Annotated in this window: 12 protein-coding genes and 1 pseudogene; 9 read left to right on the forward strand and 4 right to left on the reverse strand. The window is 39.2% G+C overall.

Features of this window, described 5'->3' with window-relative positions; genetic code table 11:
• The first annotated feature begins 3 nt into the window (after window positions 1–3).
• The 4 genes from KIM67_RS10585 (at window position 4) to KIM67_RS10600 (ending at window position 4,625) form a co-directional block, all read left to right on the forward strand.
• Window positions 4–1,791, forward strand: coding sequence for a leucine-rich repeat domain-containing protein (locus tag KIM67_RS10585; protein WP_213831299.1), 1,788 nt, complete (start codon window positions 4–6; stop codon window positions 1,789–1,791).
• Window positions 1,792–1,897: 106 nt separating this feature from the next.
• On the forward strand, window positions 1,898–2,299 hold the full coding sequence (locus KIM67_RS10590; protein ID WP_213831300.1) for a hypothetical protein: 402 nt from the start codon (window positions 1,898–1,900) through the stop codon (window positions 2,297–2,299).
• Window positions 2,300–2,311: 12 nt separating this feature from the next.
• The gene (locus KIM67_RS10595; protein WP_213831301.1) at window positions 2,312–3,373 is read left to right on the forward strand and encodes a hypothetical protein; all 1,062 of its coding nucleotides are present in this window, start codon (window positions 2,312–2,314) and stop codon (window positions 3,371–3,373) included.
• Between the two features lie 88 nt (window positions 3,374–3,461).
• Window positions 3,462–4,625 (forward strand): acyltransferase, encoded by a 1,164-nt coding sequence (locus KIM67_RS10600; protein ID WP_213831302.1) that lies wholly within the window; start codon window positions 3,462–3,464, stop codon window positions 4,623–4,625.
• Window positions 4,626–5,042: 417 nt separating this feature from the next.
• Here KIM67_RS10600 and KIM67_RS10605 read toward each other — a convergent pair whose 3' ends face one another.
• From KIM67_RS10605 to KIM67_RS10620, 4 genes are all read right to left on the reverse strand, one after another.
• A complete protein-coding gene (locus KIM67_RS10605; protein ID WP_213831303.1) occupies window positions 5,043–5,708 on the reverse strand; it encodes a hypothetical protein in 666 nt (221 codons plus the stop codon).
• A complete protein-coding gene (locus KIM67_RS10610) occupies window positions 5,709–6,236 on the reverse strand; it encodes a hypothetical protein (protein ID WP_213831304.1) in 528 nt (175 codons plus the stop codon). It lies immediately after the preceding gene.
• Between the two features lie 30 nt (window positions 6,237–6,266).
• A complete protein-coding gene (locus KIM67_RS10615; protein ID WP_213831305.1) occupies window positions 6,267–6,479 on the reverse strand; it encodes a hypothetical protein in 213 nt (70 codons plus the stop codon).
• Window positions 6,480–7,064: 585 nt separating this feature from the next.
• Entirely contained in the window at window positions 7,065–9,122 is a 2,058-nt protein-coding gene (locus KIM67_RS10620) for a serine hydrolase (protein ID WP_213831306.1), read from the reverse strand.
• An 858-nt stretch (window positions 9,123–9,980) separates the two neighbouring features.
• On the opposite strand from KIM67_RS10620, the gene KIM67_RS10625 reads away from it, so the two are divergent.
• The 5 genes and pseudogenes from KIM67_RS10625 to KIM67_RS10640 form a co-directional block, all read left to right on the forward strand.
• Complete coding sequence (locus KIM67_RS10625) at window positions 9,981–10,535, forward strand: DUF3575 domain-containing protein (RefSeq protein ID WP_213831307.1); 555 nt, start codon at window positions 9,981–9,983, stop codon at window positions 10,533–10,535.
• Between the two features lie 507 nt (window positions 10,536–11,042).
• On the forward strand, window positions 11,043–12,965 hold the full coding sequence (locus KIM67_RS10630) for a serine hydrolase domain-containing protein (protein ID WP_213831308.1): 1,923 nt from the start codon (window positions 11,043–11,045) through the stop codon (window positions 12,963–12,965).
• A gap of 452 nt (window positions 12,966–13,417) precedes the next feature.
• Window positions 13,418–13,639: pseudogene (locus KIM67_RS18775) on the forward strand (Arm DNA-binding domain-containing protein); the annotation flags it as partial.
• Window positions 13,625–14,578 carry a site-specific integrase gene (locus KIM67_RS18780; protein WP_371815727.1) on the forward strand — a complete coding sequence of 318 codons (954 nt, stop codon included), beginning with the start codon at window positions 13,625–13,627 and terminating at the stop codon, window positions 14,576–14,578. The pseudogene KIM67_RS18775 and the gene KIM67_RS18780, both read left to right, overlap by 15 nt.
• A gap of 413 nt (window positions 14,579–14,991) precedes the next feature.
• The coding region (locus KIM67_RS10640) for an MSCRAMM family adhesin SdrC (protein WP_213831310.1) at window positions 14,992–19,178 on the forward strand (4,187 nt) is incomplete at its 3' end.

Consider the following 19,178-nt stretch of genomic DNA (forward strand, 5'->3'; position numbering starts at 1 on the left):
ACCATGAAAAAGATAAACATTCTATTTTTAAGCCTCTTTGTGCTTGCCTCGTGCAGCAAAGATGACGACAATGGTACCGCGAACAGCAGTGCAAAGGCCATTACCGCCTTTGTGTTTACCACCGCTGAAAATGAGACACTTTCCGCCGATGTGAAAGCGACCATAGACGAAGAGAAAAAGACCGTTACCGCAGAGCTTCCGGCCGGCACAGCAGTTACTTCCTTAAAACCGAGTATCACTATATCCGAGGATGCCAAAGTAACCCCAGGTGACAAGGAAGCCAAGGACTTTAGCGAGGCAGTTGCCTATACGGTCACTGCAGAGGACGGTACGGAAGCCAAGTACACCGTTACCGTTACCATTGGCGAATCGGGCGCTAAAGCTATCACTTCATTTCAGTTTTTACAGGAGGACAACGACGGCCTTTCCGAAAACATTGAGGCAGCGATAGATGAAACCGAAAAGACCGTTTTGGCCCGTGTCCCGTTCGGTACGGACGTGACCGCGCTAAAACCTGTTATCGCGATTTCAGCAAAGGCGAGCATTGACCCAGAAGTAAAGGAAGCAGTAGATTTTAGCCAAGTCGTAACCTATACGGTCACGGCCGAGGATGGAACGGAAACAAACTATACGGTTGAAGTAGAGGTGTTGAAAGGCGACAGGCAAGTGCTTATCGATATTTACAACGCCAACCCAAATAGCAATCTTGGTTGGGACCTGGAAGATGATGATATCGCCAACTGGAAAGGGGTCACAATTGAAAACGGAAGGGTTGTGGCTCTTCTTATTGACTCTAATACAAGAGGTATAAATATATTGCCATCATCCATTGGAGACCTGACCCAGCTACGATCCCTCAGTTTTGATTCAACTAACTTAACCACTTTACCCGCTGAAATAGGCAAACTGCAAAGTTTGGAGTCTCTTAATCTTGGATGGAATGAATTTGAGGAAATTCCTGAAGAAATTGGGCAGTTGATCAATTTAAAAGAGCTTTACCTTGAATTTAATCCAGAACTCCAAGAACTACCCGCTTCCTTGGGAAATCTTATCAACCTGGAGAAATTGACAGCCTATGAAACTGGACAAAAGGTGATGCCCAGTTGGATCGGTAATTTGAAAAACTTGGAATATTTAGATCTTAGTTACAACACCATTGAGGTAATGCCCAGTTGGGTTGGTAGTTTGAAAAAGTTGGATACGTTATATCTTGAGGATAATAAAATTAAAGCTTTACCTCCTGAAATAGGTAACCTAACGGCACTTAGGGAATTAAAGTTATCTGAAAATGAATTAAAAGAACTCCCTCAGGAATTTGGTAACCTTACGAGTCTTTCTAGCCTGTATTTAGGTGACAATTTATTTGCTGAAATTCCATCAGTTATTACCAAATTAAATACCCTTACGTATTTATTGCTTTATAACAACAAGATCGCTACACTATCCCTTGACCTTTTCAGCCTTACGAACCTTGGTTATTTGAGTTTGAGTGGAAACGCCCTGACAAGCATACCTGGAGAATTGGGACAATTGTCCCAATTAGAGGTTCTTAATTTAAATGATAATAAATTGCCATCTGTTCCTGATGAAATAGGTGATCTTACAGCGTTAAGGACCTTATACCTTAATGGAAACGAACTTACCGATTTACCTTCTCAAATAGCTGGTCTTACGCAATTGGAATTCCTGTACATTCAGAACAATCAGTTGACCTCTATATTCGGACCAATCTGTGATTTGGATTTAAAAGTGTTTGACAGGGACGATACCGTACAATGTAATTATCCATGAAAGACTTTATGATGGTATTGGTGGGTTTTAGAATAGATAATACCGCCGAATGCGAACAACAATCCAAAAACATAAACATAAACATACATTTAGTATACACATTAGAATGAACAAGAGACTTAAGCTTTGCTGGGCATTGTTAGTGGTAGGGCTCATAGGCTGTGATGTGGACGTGGACCTGGATACCAAACCTGATTCAAAAGGAGAAATCACCATAAAGGCCTTTGGCGATAATGAAGATGGAAGCGTCAATTTAGGCGGGGAGTTTACGATAGAGGTAATAGGGACGGATTCGGACGGTGCGGAGTACCTAACCGTAAGCATTCCTGCTTTGAATATTACGTTTCAAAATTATGGCAACCCAAAGGCTGATCAGGTGAAGGTAGACCACAGTTTCTTGGTGACCGAAATAGACCGAACACGAGAAAGCATCATCCAAGTAACCCTTGAAGATAATGATGGGAATATTTACAGGAAAGGGTATCGATTTCAAATCAATCAAAACTAAAAAAATAACAATATGAGAAATCAAAAAGTAAAGCTAGCCATAGCCATTGGGGCGCTGGTATTTAGTGCCACAAATTTTTATGGGCAATCGTATTTCAATAGCAAACCCGATCATAAGTACCAAAAGGATGGGGTCAACTATGTTGCTTACGATTGGCATGAAACGCTCCCACAACAAGAGATTACAAGTGAGATGCACCGAAATAATATTGGAAAGATTGTTTTCTCAAATGAAAAAATTCCTTTCAGAAATGAAGATGCATCAAAGATCAAGACACGCCTTAATGTTACCGATCACATTTATGGTCGAATGTATTTAATATGCTCTATAGCCAATGACACTTTATACAACGATCAAAGGGCGGACAAAGATCAACGTAGCGCCGGTTTGGACAAGCTGATCAAGAAAAAGAAAGTAGCGGTCACAAGAGGAGATGATGATCATAGGGATGCCTCTGCCGAATACAGGTTGTATATTAACGGTGAACTATCCAGCTGGGCCATACAAAATGTAAAGTTTACCGAAGAATCGTTGCACCATACCACGCGACAGGTCTGGTTGGCACCAAAACCCGAAGACGAACCGGTATCACGTTATTGGCTGCAAGAACTGGATAAATTGCCCGAAGGCGAACATACTGTTCGCATAGAATATGTTCCCCAAGGTGCTAGCGTAATCAGACCCTTGGCCGCTGGTGAATTTACTTTGGTAAAAACCGGAAATGGAACGGTATCTACAGGCATTAAATATGCTGCCCTAGATGAGGCACGCAAAGACCCCCAATTGGCCAAAGAAGTGATAAGCGTAATGTCAAAAGTTTATAAAGACAAAGGCTGGGATGGTACATTGCAAAAAGTAAAGTTCAATACCGATTGGGAATCATTTTATGCCACAGCTTATGGGAAAACATCTAGGGTCAGGGAGATTAGGTTTTACGCCTATACTGTTCATGATAGCAAATGTATGGTAGAAGAATTTACCATTGGCCAGGCTTATAACGGAAGTGCATTTTCCGGACCTTTGTTCTACAGAAGGGTCATTCCCGGAAGTAAACAGCGTATTGATTGTGATTAGCCTGTATTTATGGATTTTTTGAAGGGACATGTCAAAAAGCGTTATATCTTTAAATTGTAGTATCTCTACAAGAAATCCATAAAATCATTTGAGAAAAAATACACGAAATAGTGCCATAGATGTATTACGGGGTTTATGTATTCTGGCGGTAATTCTTTTGCACCTAAATATCCAGGTCCCTTTTAAGGATACCTTCCTTGGAACGTTTATGCCCAAAAAAGTGTATACCTTATTTTTTTGGAGCGGATATTATGGAGTCATCGTATTCTTCACTTTATCAGGATACTTGATCACCAATTCCGCGTTAAAGAAATGGGGGAATCTGACCAAGATCAAGGCCGGTGATTTTTATATCATGAGAATCGCCAGGATCATGCCTTTATTGCTGGCCTTGCTCACAGTACTGGGTGTTTTGCATCTAATGTCCGTTCCTGGATTTATAATCAACGAGGAGCAAGCATCTTTGGGAACAGCCATCTTTTCTGTTTTGACCTTTCATATGAATCACTTGCAATTAGAAGTAGGCTATTTACCAGGTAGTTGGGATATTTTATGGTCTATCTCTATTGAGGAATCTTTTTACATGGTCTTTCCATTGCTGTGCTTATTTGCGCGCAAGGAATGGCACTTTGCTATACTTGTGGTGATTTTTCTGTTTTTATCTCCTTGGGCCAGAACAGGTCTTTTTCCAGACAATGAGCTGGGAGACCGAAATCATTTGGCATACTTGGATTCTATAGGTATTGGTTGTATTACATCTTTGGCGGTCCACAGAATTAAGGAATTGGCGTATTATAAAAATATTGCCTTGGCAAGCGGTTTGATCCTGATTGTTTTAGTATTATTTTTTAGAGGTTTTGTCTACAGATCTGGATTAGCCTCGATCGGTCTAAATGTAACACTGCTTTCCTTGGGAACCGGATTGCTGGTCATTTGGATGCATTATCGTCATGCATCTGGCAAACAAAAAAAGTATTGGTTACTCAATGGCATAAGAAAAATGGGAATATTGAGCTATGAGATGTATTTAACACATATGTTCATCATTATAGCCTTAGTTGGTGCCTTCAATAAAATCGAAGCTCCAAAGGAAGTTATTTACGTGTTGTATTTATCCACTGTTGTCCTCTCTTTTTTACTTGCCAAGCACATTAATAAATGGTTGACAAAACCACTTAATCATATGATCAGGAGAAAATATGTAAGTGTTAAAAATGAAAATAAGGAATATGAAAGTAGGGTTTCTATGTAATCAGTGGTGTGTATGACCATCTAACCTAAATAATCCCAGGTGGCTTTATTTGTTACATAATTAAAATATAGCACTATAGTCAATCAATGAATATTCGTGACCCATTGGATAGTTTACAAGAGGCCATGTAATTTTCGAGATAGGTTTAGATTTTTTGTTTAGTACGTTGGTTGATTATTCCGTGCTTAGAAAGCCACTCAAATTTTTGGGTGGTTTTTGTTTTTTTATTTCCGAAGAAATTTTTAAATGATTATAGTATCAACCTTATCTAGTCGTACGACTTCTGTTTTGGATAATTTATCATGCCATCGGCCATACAAATAATGGAACCTGTGTTTGTGAAAAATCGAAGACGCCCGAAAAAATCCATTTGTGAGATGAAATCCGTAACGTCCAATAAAACCAACGAAGGAAGAGCTACAGATTCTTTATCTCCCGCTGCAGCATTTTAGTTATTTGGGTTTTACTCAAAGAATCTGGAAATGTATAAAGACGATATATTAATTCACGAGACCTTATTGTTTTGGGCATAGATTCTTCCATATCCCTAAAGGTTTGATCAGTGTACTTTTCAGAAATAAGATAAGGCAAACTGCCATTATAAATTTGTGCTATTTTCAATGTATTATAATTAGTTCCTGCGGCTTTTGAGATATCCTCAGAAAAGCTATTGCCTTCATAAAGGGCGTTCATACATACCAGAACATGGTGTTTGTTCATCGCCAAGTCAAATCGATAAAGACTATAGTCCGACTCATCCGGGTTCTTTAGCTTAAATTCAAAGTCGGTTTCCTTGTAAAGCTTGTCGTTATGGTCCCAGACACTGATCATATATTTGCCTTCGGGGATTCTTTTGATGATGCTCGAATTGGGTTCAAGCTTTTCGTTAACATACCAGACATCCGATAATTGGCCATCTTTATTGAACATCTCAAAGGTTACCGACTTTATACTGTTGCTTGTATTCACAAACTTAAAAGATTGTCTTGGACCATCTGACCGATCAGCGATAATACCAAAAATAATTGCGGTTAATACTAATACCCCAAGTGCGGCACATCCAATTTTAAACACTTTTTTCATCTAAGCAATAATTTGCATAGAAACAACCTTTCTTATGTCTAGAATTAACTGTTCGTTTTCTTTTTTTTCCTGCTTCAGGAATATAGCTTTAAAAAAATATATCAATAGTCCACCAGGAATGAGACCAATGATTCCACCAAGAGCTGCTGCTAATTTTCGCCCGGGCAAAAATGCGAGAGGCCCAATGTTATTCAGTCCCATATATGCACATATTAAAGATATGGGTATTAAAACAACATAGATCAACATATTACCTATTTTGGACGACTCTTCAACATTCATCTCTATAATAGTAGAAGACTCTTTTTTCCACTTTAAATTTAACTCCGCCCCTATCTTGGCTCCTTTTCTTATTTTAATCCCATGGGACCAATCTTCCTTGGGTGGTTCTATATCAGGAAATGAAATTTCATATTCTTTCCCAAATTTATTTTTCAGTTTTGCAATAATCTCGGTACAGGTGTTTTTCAAAACTATCTCAATGTCTTCCCCTTCATTCCTAGTAAGGTTGTAAGTAATTGTTTCCATGGTCAAGTTATTTTTGTTGGTATATTATCATTATGACGTTACTGTAAAATATTTATAGTACTCAAAGAGCGAAGCGCAAAAAAGAATTACTGCCAAAACTTTTATGGTAACCGCATATCCTTTTACTCCAAATATGGATTTGAATACTCTTACAAACATGGTTGCCGAGTCATCAGATGGGGCTTCGGACATCACAAACCAAAAAACCAGTGCAAGAATCAGTAAAATTGTTCCTCCTATCATTTTTTACTTATTTTCATGATTAGACTTAATAATCTTATGTTTTATTAATTTTTTAAATTTTCGGAATGAAAAAAATGGCCACCTACAATCTTGACATACCTTAGAATACTCTATTTTATTTGGAGTAACCCCAATAGAAAATGATTTATCACCATAATGTATTTTGGTTTATAAATACTAATAAAAGGGGGTAGAAACGAACCTATGATTCGTTTACTTGGAACAAGTACGGCCATCCTATCAGAAAAATAATCCTTACGGGCGTTATTGGCCGGACTTGACCAAGACGGGGAAACAAAATTTTCATTAAAAATTATATGCAAAATAATGTAGGTTCGATTGCTATAAATTTTCACATTCGGCAATAAAAATAATGTGTTCCCCCACTTATGTATTTGTCAAAAAGTTATTTTTTTCAAAAACAGTAGATAAAAAACCATAGTATGTTAGGGTTCTTGTGCCATTTAGTCTTCAAAGCCCTTTTATCAAGAGTTTCCTTGAATTACTTTAATTGACAGTGTCGTTGGATATCATTTACAAAAAGTAAAGAGCAATATCACTAAGGTTTTAAAAGTATTATAAAGACTAACGACCTACAGTTTTGCCCGATACGAGCATACGTTGAACGGGCTCAAATAATATGCCGCCCTTATTACTGTTGGTCATCAATACAAAACCAACATCTTGTTTTTCAAAATAAGTGGCAATGCATGTAAAATCCCCATTATTGCCACTATGTCCAAAGATTTTGCCCAATGGTGTTTCTTGAATTCCCATTCCAAGGCCAAACCAGCTTTTCCAACCAATTTTATCTTCCCATTCACTATGGGTTCGAGTATCAAATTCCAGAAAAGCGTCGTACGTTTTCGATTGTAACCCTTCTCTGTTTCTTATTCCAATAAAATACTTGGCCAACTCGGCAGCATTGATGTGCAAACTAGAGGACACTTCAGCGGTTTCGAGAAAATCTCGTCGAGTTGGGTGACCATCCAGATGGCCATTGACTTTATGTTCTTTAAGGTAGTCGTTTTCTTCGAAGTACGCATTTTTCATGTTGAAAACATCCAAGACTTCCTCTCTTAATACCGTAGAAATGTCTTTGCCCGTCTTAATGACAATTACATCTTTGAGGTACTCAAATCCGGCTCCGCTGTAACCGTAACTTGTACCTGGAGTAAAATTGATGGATAACCTATTGTTCACGTTGTCTCCCGGCCAATTTGGAAAACCTGTGCTATGATTGAGAACGTAGCGTGCTGTAATCAATTTCATTTTAGGGTCGTCTGCCACATCAGGATGTACCAAAGTTTTGTACAACGGTTCATCAAGATCAATAATGCCCTTTTCAACAAGGCGCATTACGGCAAAAGCAAATACAGGCTTGGAAATGGAAGCCGCCTCAAAGAGGGACTTATTGTCCAATGCGGTACCGGCATAAGCGTTCGCCTTTCCTAAGGTCAAGGTGTCTTTTAGTTTACCATTTTTGATAATCGCCAAGCTGATGCCCGGTACCTGAAAGTACTCCATATATTTTGTTAGTTCCGCTTTAATAATCGATTTGTCATACCCTTTTTCATCCAATAATAGCGATAAGGGATATTCTGGTGAATCAAAAGGTTCCAAATACAATTCTGGTCCTTCAAGCACAGTTTCTTCATTTTGTTTTACTACTACTTCGGAATGGGAAAGCGACTTATCCCATTTTACCCATCTTATATCAGTAGCGGTCTTTTGATCACCCTTACTTATAAAAGTGGAAAATGGAGTTATGCTATACCTCCCCATAGGTAGTTGTGCACTATAATTGCCTATGCTGTCCACTGCTAAATCAAACCACAGATTAGCATTATCCATCGATTTGACCCTAAGGTATTTGGGCATTTCCAGAGCAGTGCCTTTTGGCGGCTGAATCTTACCCAGTAATTTTCCCATTTTCTTCAAATATCCAGTATCTGCAAACACTACAACACCCATTCTCTGGGAAGTATAACTTTTGGCACCTGCCTTTGTCCATACAATCAACTCATTGGTGTTATCCTTGTTAAAATCAACAGTCATGTGACCTAGACCTATGGCGCTTCCGACCTCTATGGGCTTTCCAAGTTCCACCTCATATTCAATTGTGACCTTTCCGTTTTCATACTTTGTTTTGGACGTAATATTTTCGGAAGTAAATTGCTCTATACTCTTATCCCAAGAATTGTTTGTTCCTTCTGTTTTCGCAATTCTTTCGTTAGCATAGTGAGACAATACGGCCGGCCCCCCAAGATCTCGATGGTTATCTATATAAAGTATATGCACGTCTTGTGACGCATTGGATAGGGAGTCACTGATTAGCCTGTACTTGTCAAAATACTGTACCGCCACAAACAGCTTGCTATTATCCGGATCGTACGCTACCTTGAATATTCCATTTCGCAGGGTATCTTTGGATTCAGGATGCTTTAAAGGCCTGGATATCGTATTCCACTTTATCGTTTGGGGCCAATCGTCCAGATTTCCATCAATTTTGGGCATCTCTATCGGTAGTGCATAGACTAACCCTTCTTGTATTTCCACCTCTGTAAGCTCTTTCTTCTTACAGCTTGCGAACAATATCAATAAAGAAAATACCAGCATAATTCGGGTCATAGATTGTATCATTTTTAGTTATTTAGAAGTTTGATTTTAAAGAATTCTTATTATCAGTTTTGTTACAGTAGCACTAGAAAATTTTTAGGTTTTATAATCTCAAAAGATTAAGACCCGAATGCTTTTTGCAAGGTTCCCACGGGTAAACCCCTCCTATCTATTTTCTTCCGCTACAACTTTTTTAAAAAAAATGGAATTTTCAAACTTTGATTCGTCAAAAACTCTTTTTTTACAATTTCAACCATATTAAAGGACAGAGTGCCTCCCTGAGGTTTTTTTTTGCAGCAACCTTAACATTGTTCCAAAACACTCAGGTTGAAGCAACTAAAAAAAGGTATCCTATACACAGAAATAGATATTTAGGCTACCAAAAAAACAGATAGGAAATGTGGTAAAAAAATACTAATGAAGAGAGAACCAACTGCTCCAATAGAATTTTGCAATACCCGCTTACAGGATGTATCTTAAATAACACTTACCTAGTTAAAGGGTTCAAAGAGAAGTAAAATCAACTTCTTTAAATTTTGGGATTGGGCGGTTAAAGATTTGGAACTATCCGGGCGAACTGGTTATGCTAGAAATAATAGGGATGTATTCGTCCCCTAAGAAGGAAACCAAGAGATATTCAGCTTCAATTTACCAGTTTAAGAATAGGAATACTATTAAAACAAGGCCAAAGGCATCACAAAACTCCAAGAACTCATTTTCACCTCAAATGCTCAATAAACAATCTAATTAATTGAGGTTTAAAAAGTATTTTTTGACGATTCCATTAAAGAAAAAGACAATACTTTCCCCTCTTCGCAAGATTCATCAACAAACAGAACCATTCGCAGTGAGCGAGTTTTAACTACAAAAGTCAAATCTATAATGAAATATAGTTTACTAATTGTCCTCATGCTATTGTCCTTTTTTACAATCCAAGCACAAGACACCCGAAGTAGCATTGCAAATCCATATGAAAAACAGAATGATATAAAACTAAACGTTCTTAGAGCGGTTTCCGGTGCCTTTGAGATAAGTTATGATAGAAATCTCAACAAAAAATCATCGCTTGGAGGTTCTGTTTTTGTACCCTTCAATCAAGACCCCTCCAAAGATATCGATGTAAACTATTTTATTACTTCCTATTACCGATGGTATTTCGGAAAAAAATATGCTTCAGGTTTTTTCATTGAAGGATTTGGAACTTTAAGCTCCATTGATGGAAAACAATTGACCAATACAAATGGCGACTTTATTCAAGACGAAGGTTCCGACAGTATTGATTTTGCGCCTGGTATTGGTTTTGGAAGCAAATGGGTGACCAAAAGCGCATTTGTGTTTGAAGGCAATATAGGGTTGGGGCGCCTTTTGTTCAATGCAAAAGAAACGGACCACGATAGTGTGTATAGGCTTGGTCTTAGTATTGGTTACAGGTTTTAATCACCAAATTAAATCGTAGGAACCTTTCAAAGGTTAAGAAAATCATTTTAACTGTTGTATTCTGCCTTTGTATTGCGGTGGTTCTGTTATGGATTGTTAATCCGCATATTTTTAGAATTGTCAGATTTCAACAATCCGGAGTAAAAAACCACGAACACTTTACTGTAAGGGGAATGGAAAAAAGCTCAAATCCATTTGTTTTCCAGGAAATAGGACAAATACCTCCAAGGGCAGGCAAAAGGCCAGGCATCAATACTATTGGTGGTTGCCACAGGAAAATTTTGAGGGAGATTTTTCCGCTGAAGGCCTAAGAGGGCAACGACTCTATGTAAATCCCAGCCAGAACATAATAATTGTTCAATTCGCAAATCGCGGATATGGAGGTTATCCATATCGGGCAATTTCGGATTATCTAAGCGCAAAAGTTAACACAATGTCTCATACCGAAGAACAATGAAGCATGTGTTATTAACTTCAATTGTTCATAATTAAGAGGGTCAAACCAAAATGAAAACCAACACCAAACAATTTATCATTGCTGTCTCCTTGACTTTAATTGCAAGCTGTGCCGATCAAAAAAAAACATCAAATATTTCCGAAGAGGTTAAAACAAACACTGAGAGTATAAATATGCATACTCCTTATGGTGAATTCTTAGATCAAATTGACACACAAATACCTCAATGGTTGGATTTAATGGGTGTACCAGGGGCGGCCTTTGCCCTTATTGAAAATGGGGCGATTGTTTTCAAGAAGGGATACGGCTATGCGGATTTGAAAAATCAAATTTCAATTACCGCAGAGACAGGCTTTAATATTGGTTCCATTTCTAAAACACTAACAGCTTGGGGAGTACTAAAATTAGTGGAACAGGGGAAAATTAGGCTGGATGACCCCATTGAAAACTATTTAACCCGTTGGCATTTGCCCGAATCAGAGTTTTCCAAGGACAGTGTTACTATCAGACGGGTATTGGGCCACACCGCCGGGTTATCGGTGCACGGTTTTCCCGGTTATACCGAAAAAGACCACCTCCCCACTATTGAGCAAGTCCTTTTGGGAAAATCCAATACCAACCAGAGTGTTCGTATTATTCAACAACCAGGGATGGGTTTCCGCTATTCCGGAGGAGGTATAACAGCACTACAATTGATCATTGAGGAGGTAACCAATCTCCCCTTCGAAGTCTATATGGAAAAAGAGATTTTTAACCCTTTGGGTATGAATTCCACTTCATTCACTATCAGCGATTCTATATTATCTAATTCCTCTCTGGCTCATAATGAATCTGGGGAAGTTATACCGCTGGTTTTATTCACAGCAAAGGCTGCGGCGGGAGCGCATTCCAATTTAAATGATTTAAGTCGCTTTGCATTAGCCAGTTTGGATGGCAAACATGCACGGAAACCGTTTAACCGTAACAAATATCAATCTGTAATTAAACCTGAAACCGTTGATTTAATGACAAGCCTAGTCCCAAATTCAAATGAAACAGGGCTTGGCTATCAAGTCGACCTCATCAAAGATGGCGTAATGATGTTAGTTGGGCACGAAGGCAACAACTATGGATGGAACGCTTACTTTAAAGTTGACCGAATTTCAGGTGATGGTTTTGTAATGCTCACCAATGGGGGAAGTCATAGAAATGTTTATCGACATTTAGAATGCGAATGGTTAGGTTGGAAGCTATCTAAAAACTATACATACAATTGTGAAAGTGTTTTACTGGAAAAATTAAGAGAGATTTATAAGGACAATGGCGTTAAAGCTATGTTGAATGCCTACACTTTCCAAAAAGAAAACAACCAAAAGAATTATCATTTTACATATGGAATTGAAAATTTCTTTAATCAAATTGGGAATAATTTAAAGGAACAAAATCAGTTACTAGATGCAATTGAGGTTTTCAAATTTAATTATGGTGAGCACCCAAATTCTTTTGATGCCTTCTACAGCCTAGGTGAAGCTTTGATTGAAGCTAAGGATATACAAGGCTATATCGAAATTTCAGATCAAAAACGAGCGCAACTAAACAAAAGAAATGATTTGTCCTCAGAAGAGCGGGCGGGAGAACTCATTTATATTGGTATTCAATTAAAAGACATTGAAGCTTATGAAAAAGCAGAAGATGTGTTAAAAGAGACACTTTCAATTCGACAAAATACGGCGCCAAAATCTTGGACAACCTTCAACACAAAATCCCTTCTTGGCGAAGTTCAAATGCACTTAAAAGAATATAAGAATGCCTATACATCAACTACAACTGCCTATATTCAGTTGAAGGAAAACGTGCAATCTATTCCAAATTCAGCTAGAAAGCTAAGGATGCAGCAAGCGTTAAATCGCGTAATGGAGTTACTTCAGAAAACCGAAAATAACTCTCAGTTGTTGAAATGGCGAACTGAGCAATCCTTCATTGATAGTCTGTAGTAAATTTTTACTCCCTTTCTAGAAATTTTGAGCGTCAAACTATTTGAAAGTTCGATATGTAGAAGGCTTCAGAGTTTGAAATTCTCTGAAGCCTTTTGTTTACTGGGCTCCCCTCTTGGGCTTACCTCGGCTACGCTCGGCATAAACTTCTCGCTCCAGTTTTCAAAAATGAAAAAGCCACCCACTTTTATGGATGGCTTCGGAGTCGCTCTGCTCCCCCTCTTGGGCTCGAACCAAGGACCCTCTGATTAACAGCGTCGCCGAATAGGGTACAAGCAAATTTTTAAAAATCATATATTTTATTGAATATCAGTATTTTAATAAATTTTGTTGTCAAACCAAATCAATTGAAACCAACTTTTTGCGTGCAAATTTTTTTATAACTTATGTTCATGAACACGAGTATAAAACTAAGTTTGGACACCCGTAGAATGACCTAAAATGGATGTTTCCCAATCATTTTGAGGCTGACCCATTTTAGAAAAACCACTTCAATAAAAACAGGCCATTATGTGCCAGAGGAATACTGGGATCATCACAGATGTAAGGTAAAAAGAAATTTTCCAGATGTTGACTCGGTTCACTTAATGAATACCCTTTTATTGAAAAAGCAAATCAAAGCGCAAGAGGTAATCAACAAATTGGCCGATAATGACCAATTGGATAGACCTACCGCCAAAGACATTGCTGATAAAATTGTTAACCGAAAGCGATTCAATTCCTTCTATAATTATGGTCTTAAGAAAGCTGAGGAGCTTAAAGAAGAAAAACGAATTGGGACATCCAGAAATTACTCTGGAATAATTGGTAGACTAAAGGTATTTACAAACAACAGGGATTTAAAATTCAATGAACTCAACATTGAATTCTTAAAACGTTTTGAAAGACACCATTTATCAAAACCGGGTAATTCCATTAATGGAATAGCATCTTACATGAGAACAATAAAGGCAATTTACAACAAGGGCATCAAGGAGGGTATGGTTGATGAATCCTTATATCCTTTTAAATACTACACCATTAGAACAAAACCAACGGAAAAAAGAGCAATTAAAATTGAGAGTATAAAGAAAATACTCGAAATGAAAACAGAGATAGGTTCCAAGGATTTTCACTATCGAAATTACTTTGTCCTCTCCTACCTCATGTTAGGCATGTCCTTTATTGACATGGCTTTTTTAAGAAGAGAAAATATTATCGATGGCCGTATCAAATTTCAAAGACGGAAAACAGGAAAACGCTATGATATAGTTATTACAAATCAGATTAAACCCATAATTCAATACTATATGGATTATCACAATCCATCTGGTTTTTTATTACCCATAATCTATAGAGACACACTAGAGTTACAGTACAAAGATGCTCAATGGGAACTGAGAAGATATAATATTGGGCTAAAAGAAATAGCTAAAAAGTGTGGTATTGAAGAACGTTTGACCTCCTACGTATCCAGACATAGTTTTGCAACACATGCTATGTTCAAAAAAGTTCCTTTAGAGGCAATTTCCGCTATGATGGGTCACAATAAATTAAGTACTACACAAATTTACCTTAAGTCCTTACCAAACAACATACTTGATTCCTATCAGTTAGAATTGAACTCCTTTTGATTTGATTAAACCTTTTCCCTAAATTTAATTTCAGCATCGATACAACAATACCATTAAAATAGAGGTTAGCTCTTCCACTGGAGCTTTGTGCTTCTTCCAAATAAATATAAGGCATATTAGGACCATAAACTGTTCCTTTTATAAACCCAGACTTTGCTTCTGGTATCATTCTATATTATTTACTTTTTTAAAAGTGCGCTAGATTATTCTGCTATCGCATGAATGCGAAAAACACCAATAGTGATGTAAACTTCTGTTTTAACTCCCTTCACAACATTTTTGATTTAATTAACACATATTGTCTTACATTCCAGCGATTTATATTAAGAGTCTATAAAACAAGTAAATACGAGGTGCTTTTTGCTCTTATTTTTTAGACAATCTTATATGCAAATAACATTAGTGAATCTATAATGAACACAAGAAAAAATAAATTTTATTCTTTTCTAGGACTACTAGTGCTGTGTTTAGTATTGAACAATACAAAGGCTTATACACAAACAAAAGGACTAATCTATAAAACAGCAGGAGTAAATGAGAATGTGTTAGATCCTAATCTGGATGGCTACACATCTTCCAATGCATCAGGTTTTTTTGCTAACGATGAAAGCGAGAGCGAGATTCCCTATACGCCATTACCAAGTGTAGGTGCCTCTGAACCAGATAGTGATCTTGGCCCAGGTCCGTCTTGCGGATTTACCGATTTGGTAAAATCAGATAACAATAATACAATTTATACCTACTTAGATGCTTCGGACAACCTTATGTTCCGTTTTAGACTGGGAGGTACTGCTAATAATTCCAAAGGGTATTCCATATTAATAGATACGGACAACAAGTTTGGAAAATCAGGTCCAAACGCCGATCCCAACTATCTGCCCGGAAATCCTGGTTTTGAAATTGAAGTTGTACTCCGAACGAATTTCGGAGTAGGTTTATATAATGTAGACGGGACACTTTCGGCTATAGAAATTGGCGATGCTACTTTGGATAGACCCTATGCAGACTTCGCACAAAAGTCCATTGCGCTATCGGAAATATGTGGAGACAATGATTATTTCTACGATTTCTTCATTCCATTTGCCGATATAACCACTGCTTTTCCAGGTGTGACCACGACTACCCCATTACGAATGGTCGGTGGTACGGTGATCAACCCAAAGGAAAGCATTGGAAACAGCGGTGTTTCTGACATCGGTGGAATCGATGACAACATTGGCATTACCGACAATCTTTGGGAAGAACTGATCGATGTCTTTCCCCCGACCAGTGCCGATGATATCGGAACTGGAACCACACTTCCGCCAAGGGCTGAATGTCCTTCAATAAATGGCCCTATTGGAATTGGCGAAACCTCAATATCAGGAACCTCAAGTGAAGTAGATGGGGCAACGATAGAAATTTTTCGGGATGGTGTTTCCAATGGCACCACTACCGTAACTTCCGGAAACTGGTCCATTACTGGATTAACAGCCACTGCCGCAAATGAGGTCTTCACTGCTTCAGCATCTGTATCGGCAGCAGTTGCAATCTCTACCGGAACATCGGAAAAATCAGCTTCGTATACAGATTGTAATACCACTACTGTTGGTGCCACATGTTCTTCAACTATAAGTCCTACAACTACATTCACAGTAAGTAATAAAGGATTATGCGGAGATATTGGAAGTGCAATCGCAGGTGCTGAAATCAAGGTCTATTTTGAAGGAAACCTGCTTACCCCAAATTCTGGGAGTAGTAATTTTTCAGGAGGTCAGGTTTTTGCAAACCCTGATGGCTCTTGGTTTTGGAAATGTAACACCAATGGAGGTGGGTGCACAAGCGGTCCCAATTGTGGCTTTGCCACAGACGGGTTTTATGAAATAACCCAGATAGAAAGTGGCAGTTGTGAATCAGACCCTGTGGAATACTGTGCCGGGACTGCCAGTATCTCCGCCGTTCCTATCATTTCCAATTTGCCCATTCTCGATACAAATACCATCATTAGCGGTACAGCCACAGCAGATGCCTCCATAACCATCTTCATCGATGATGTGGAACAATCGAACGTAACGGCCACAGGTGGAAATTGGTCGTTTACCGTGGCGTCATTGCCCAATGGCACACTAAATGAAGGTGAAACCATAGTTATAGAATCCCTTGAGTCTGGAAACTGTAGCTCCAGCACTACGACCACGGTAGGCGGACAGTCCGATACACCCATCATTCAAGGGGAATATTGTTCCTCCACAGGTTCCATTTCCTCTATTAGCGGTATTTCCTCCGAAAGCGGTGCTACTATCAATCTGTATACGTCATCTACCTCGCCTGTAGCCATAGGTTCCAGTGTAGCTTCTACAACAGTGAACTCAAACGGTAGCTGGACTATCAGCGCAACTGTTGCTGTTGGAGACTTTATGGTCGTTACCGCAAGCAATACCGGCGAATCCGAAAGTATGATTTCCAATGAAGTAGAGGTTTTTGATCAAACCTCTGACCCGGATCTATCCATAACATCAACACCCATCAGGGAGGGTGATGCAAGTATTTCGGGAAGAGGAACTCCCGGAAACACCGTGTTCCTATATCTTGACGGTTTTATTGTCGATGAAACAAGCTTTTTTGCCGTTGTTGATGGGGCCGGGGATTGGACAATATCCGGTTTGGACCAGGCCTCCGCAGGATTTGATGTCCTTTATGCAGATGCGGTCACTGGGGTAACTGTAAGAAACGGTGCCCTGTGTGAAAGTGGTATTGTTTCTGGCGCTACTATTGATTGTAAACTCCCGCTTGATCAGACTTTTTCGGCCACGACACCTTCTACGGTATGCGAAGGAGAAACCGTCACCATTGAAATAGACGGTACGGAAGATTTAATAGTCTATGAATTGATAGATCAGAACGGTGTAGGGATAGGACCCGCATTTTTGGGTGATGGTGGTCCGTTGACCTTGACCACTTTTCCATTATCCAATACTGTATCGACCGTGACAAGCATAGCGGTCAAAGGACAAAAAATTGGTGTGACCTGTGAAACCGTATTTGGCCCGGCCATAAGTATCACTGTAAGCTCAACGCCAACGGTGTCTTTGACAACCACTAATATACCGGCATGTTTTGGTGAAACTACTGTTGACTTAAATTATTCAATTGACACCAACGGCCCTGCAATAGACTACAGCATCGATTTTGATGTGGCTGCTAATACAGCTGGATTTTTAGATATTACTGATAATACCTCGGTAACTTCCCCTATTGTGATTCCGATTCCGGGGTCAATCACAGATGGAGTATATAACGGTTCTTTTACGGTAAGAAACTCCAATTCTCTAATTTGTACAAGTGAGCCTATTCCGTTTACGATTACCGTCACTCTTTTCGATATTACCAATGTCTCCGCTACCGCTCCTACAATTTGCGCAGCATCCGATGGTAGTTTTACTATAGAAGGACTTGAAAACAATGCCATATACGAGACACTTGATTATGAAGATGATGGTGTACTCGTAAATCACGGCACATTTACTACTGATGGTTCTGGTAATTATACAGTAACAGGAATAGATGCCGGTACATATACAAATTTTGAAGTAACTCTAAATGGTTGTACAGCTACCTTCGCTGGCCCCATTACTTTAAGTGATCCTGGGGGAGCTAGCATTGCAGTAAGTGGTTCAACAAATTCCACGGATTGTGTTTCTCCAAACGGTGAAATAGGATTAACGGGTATGCCTGATGCCACCTATGACGTGAATTTCTCATACAACGGCGCGCCCCAAGCAACGCAAAGTCATACCGCTGTAGGAAATACTATAAATATTACAGGTTTAAATGATGGAGATTATACCGCTATCTCAATTACCGACGCTGGGTCCTGTAAATCAAATACAATAGGCGGACCGATAACCATTTCAAATAGTTTTCGTCCTACAATTACGCTAGGTACGTTTCCAAGTATAAGCCAAGGGGTAACAACTGCAGATTTATCGTATTCAGCAACTACTGGAAGTCCAAATCAATATACCCTAGATTATGATACTGCTGCCAATACAGAAGGTTTTATAGATATAAGCACACCTACGACATTACCCGCTACCCCAATAGTACTTACCGTTCCTTCTGGTGCAACAGTTGGTACTTATAATGGAATTCTTAATGTGATAAATTCCTCGAACACTTGTATTTCCAATGCTGTTCCCTTTACAATTACGGTGACCGCTCCAGTCGACTCCGATGGCGATGGCATAAACGACGATACCGATACAAGTCCTTCCGACCCTTGCCTACCGGCACAGGCAGCAGGATATACAGGATACGACAGCACCAGTGCCACATGGGCCGCTGCCGATTGCGATGGAGACAACGAGACCAACGGCGATGAGCATACCGCGGGGACAGATCCCTACAACGCGGACTCCGATGGCGACGGCATAAACGACGATACCGATTCCAGTCCTTCCGACCCTTGCCTACCGGCACAGGCAGCGGGATATACAGGATACGACAGCACCAGTGCCACATGGGCGGCGGCGGACTGCGACGGGGACAACGAGACCAACGGCGATGAGGACACCGCGGGGACAGATCCCTACAACGCGGACTCCGATGGCGACGGCATAAA

The organism is Flagellimonas sp. 389 (genome assembly GCF_018449435.1).
In the GTDB taxonomy this organism is placed as follows: Bacteria; Bacteroidota; Bacteroidia; order Flavobacteriales; family Flavobacteriaceae; genus Flagellimonas.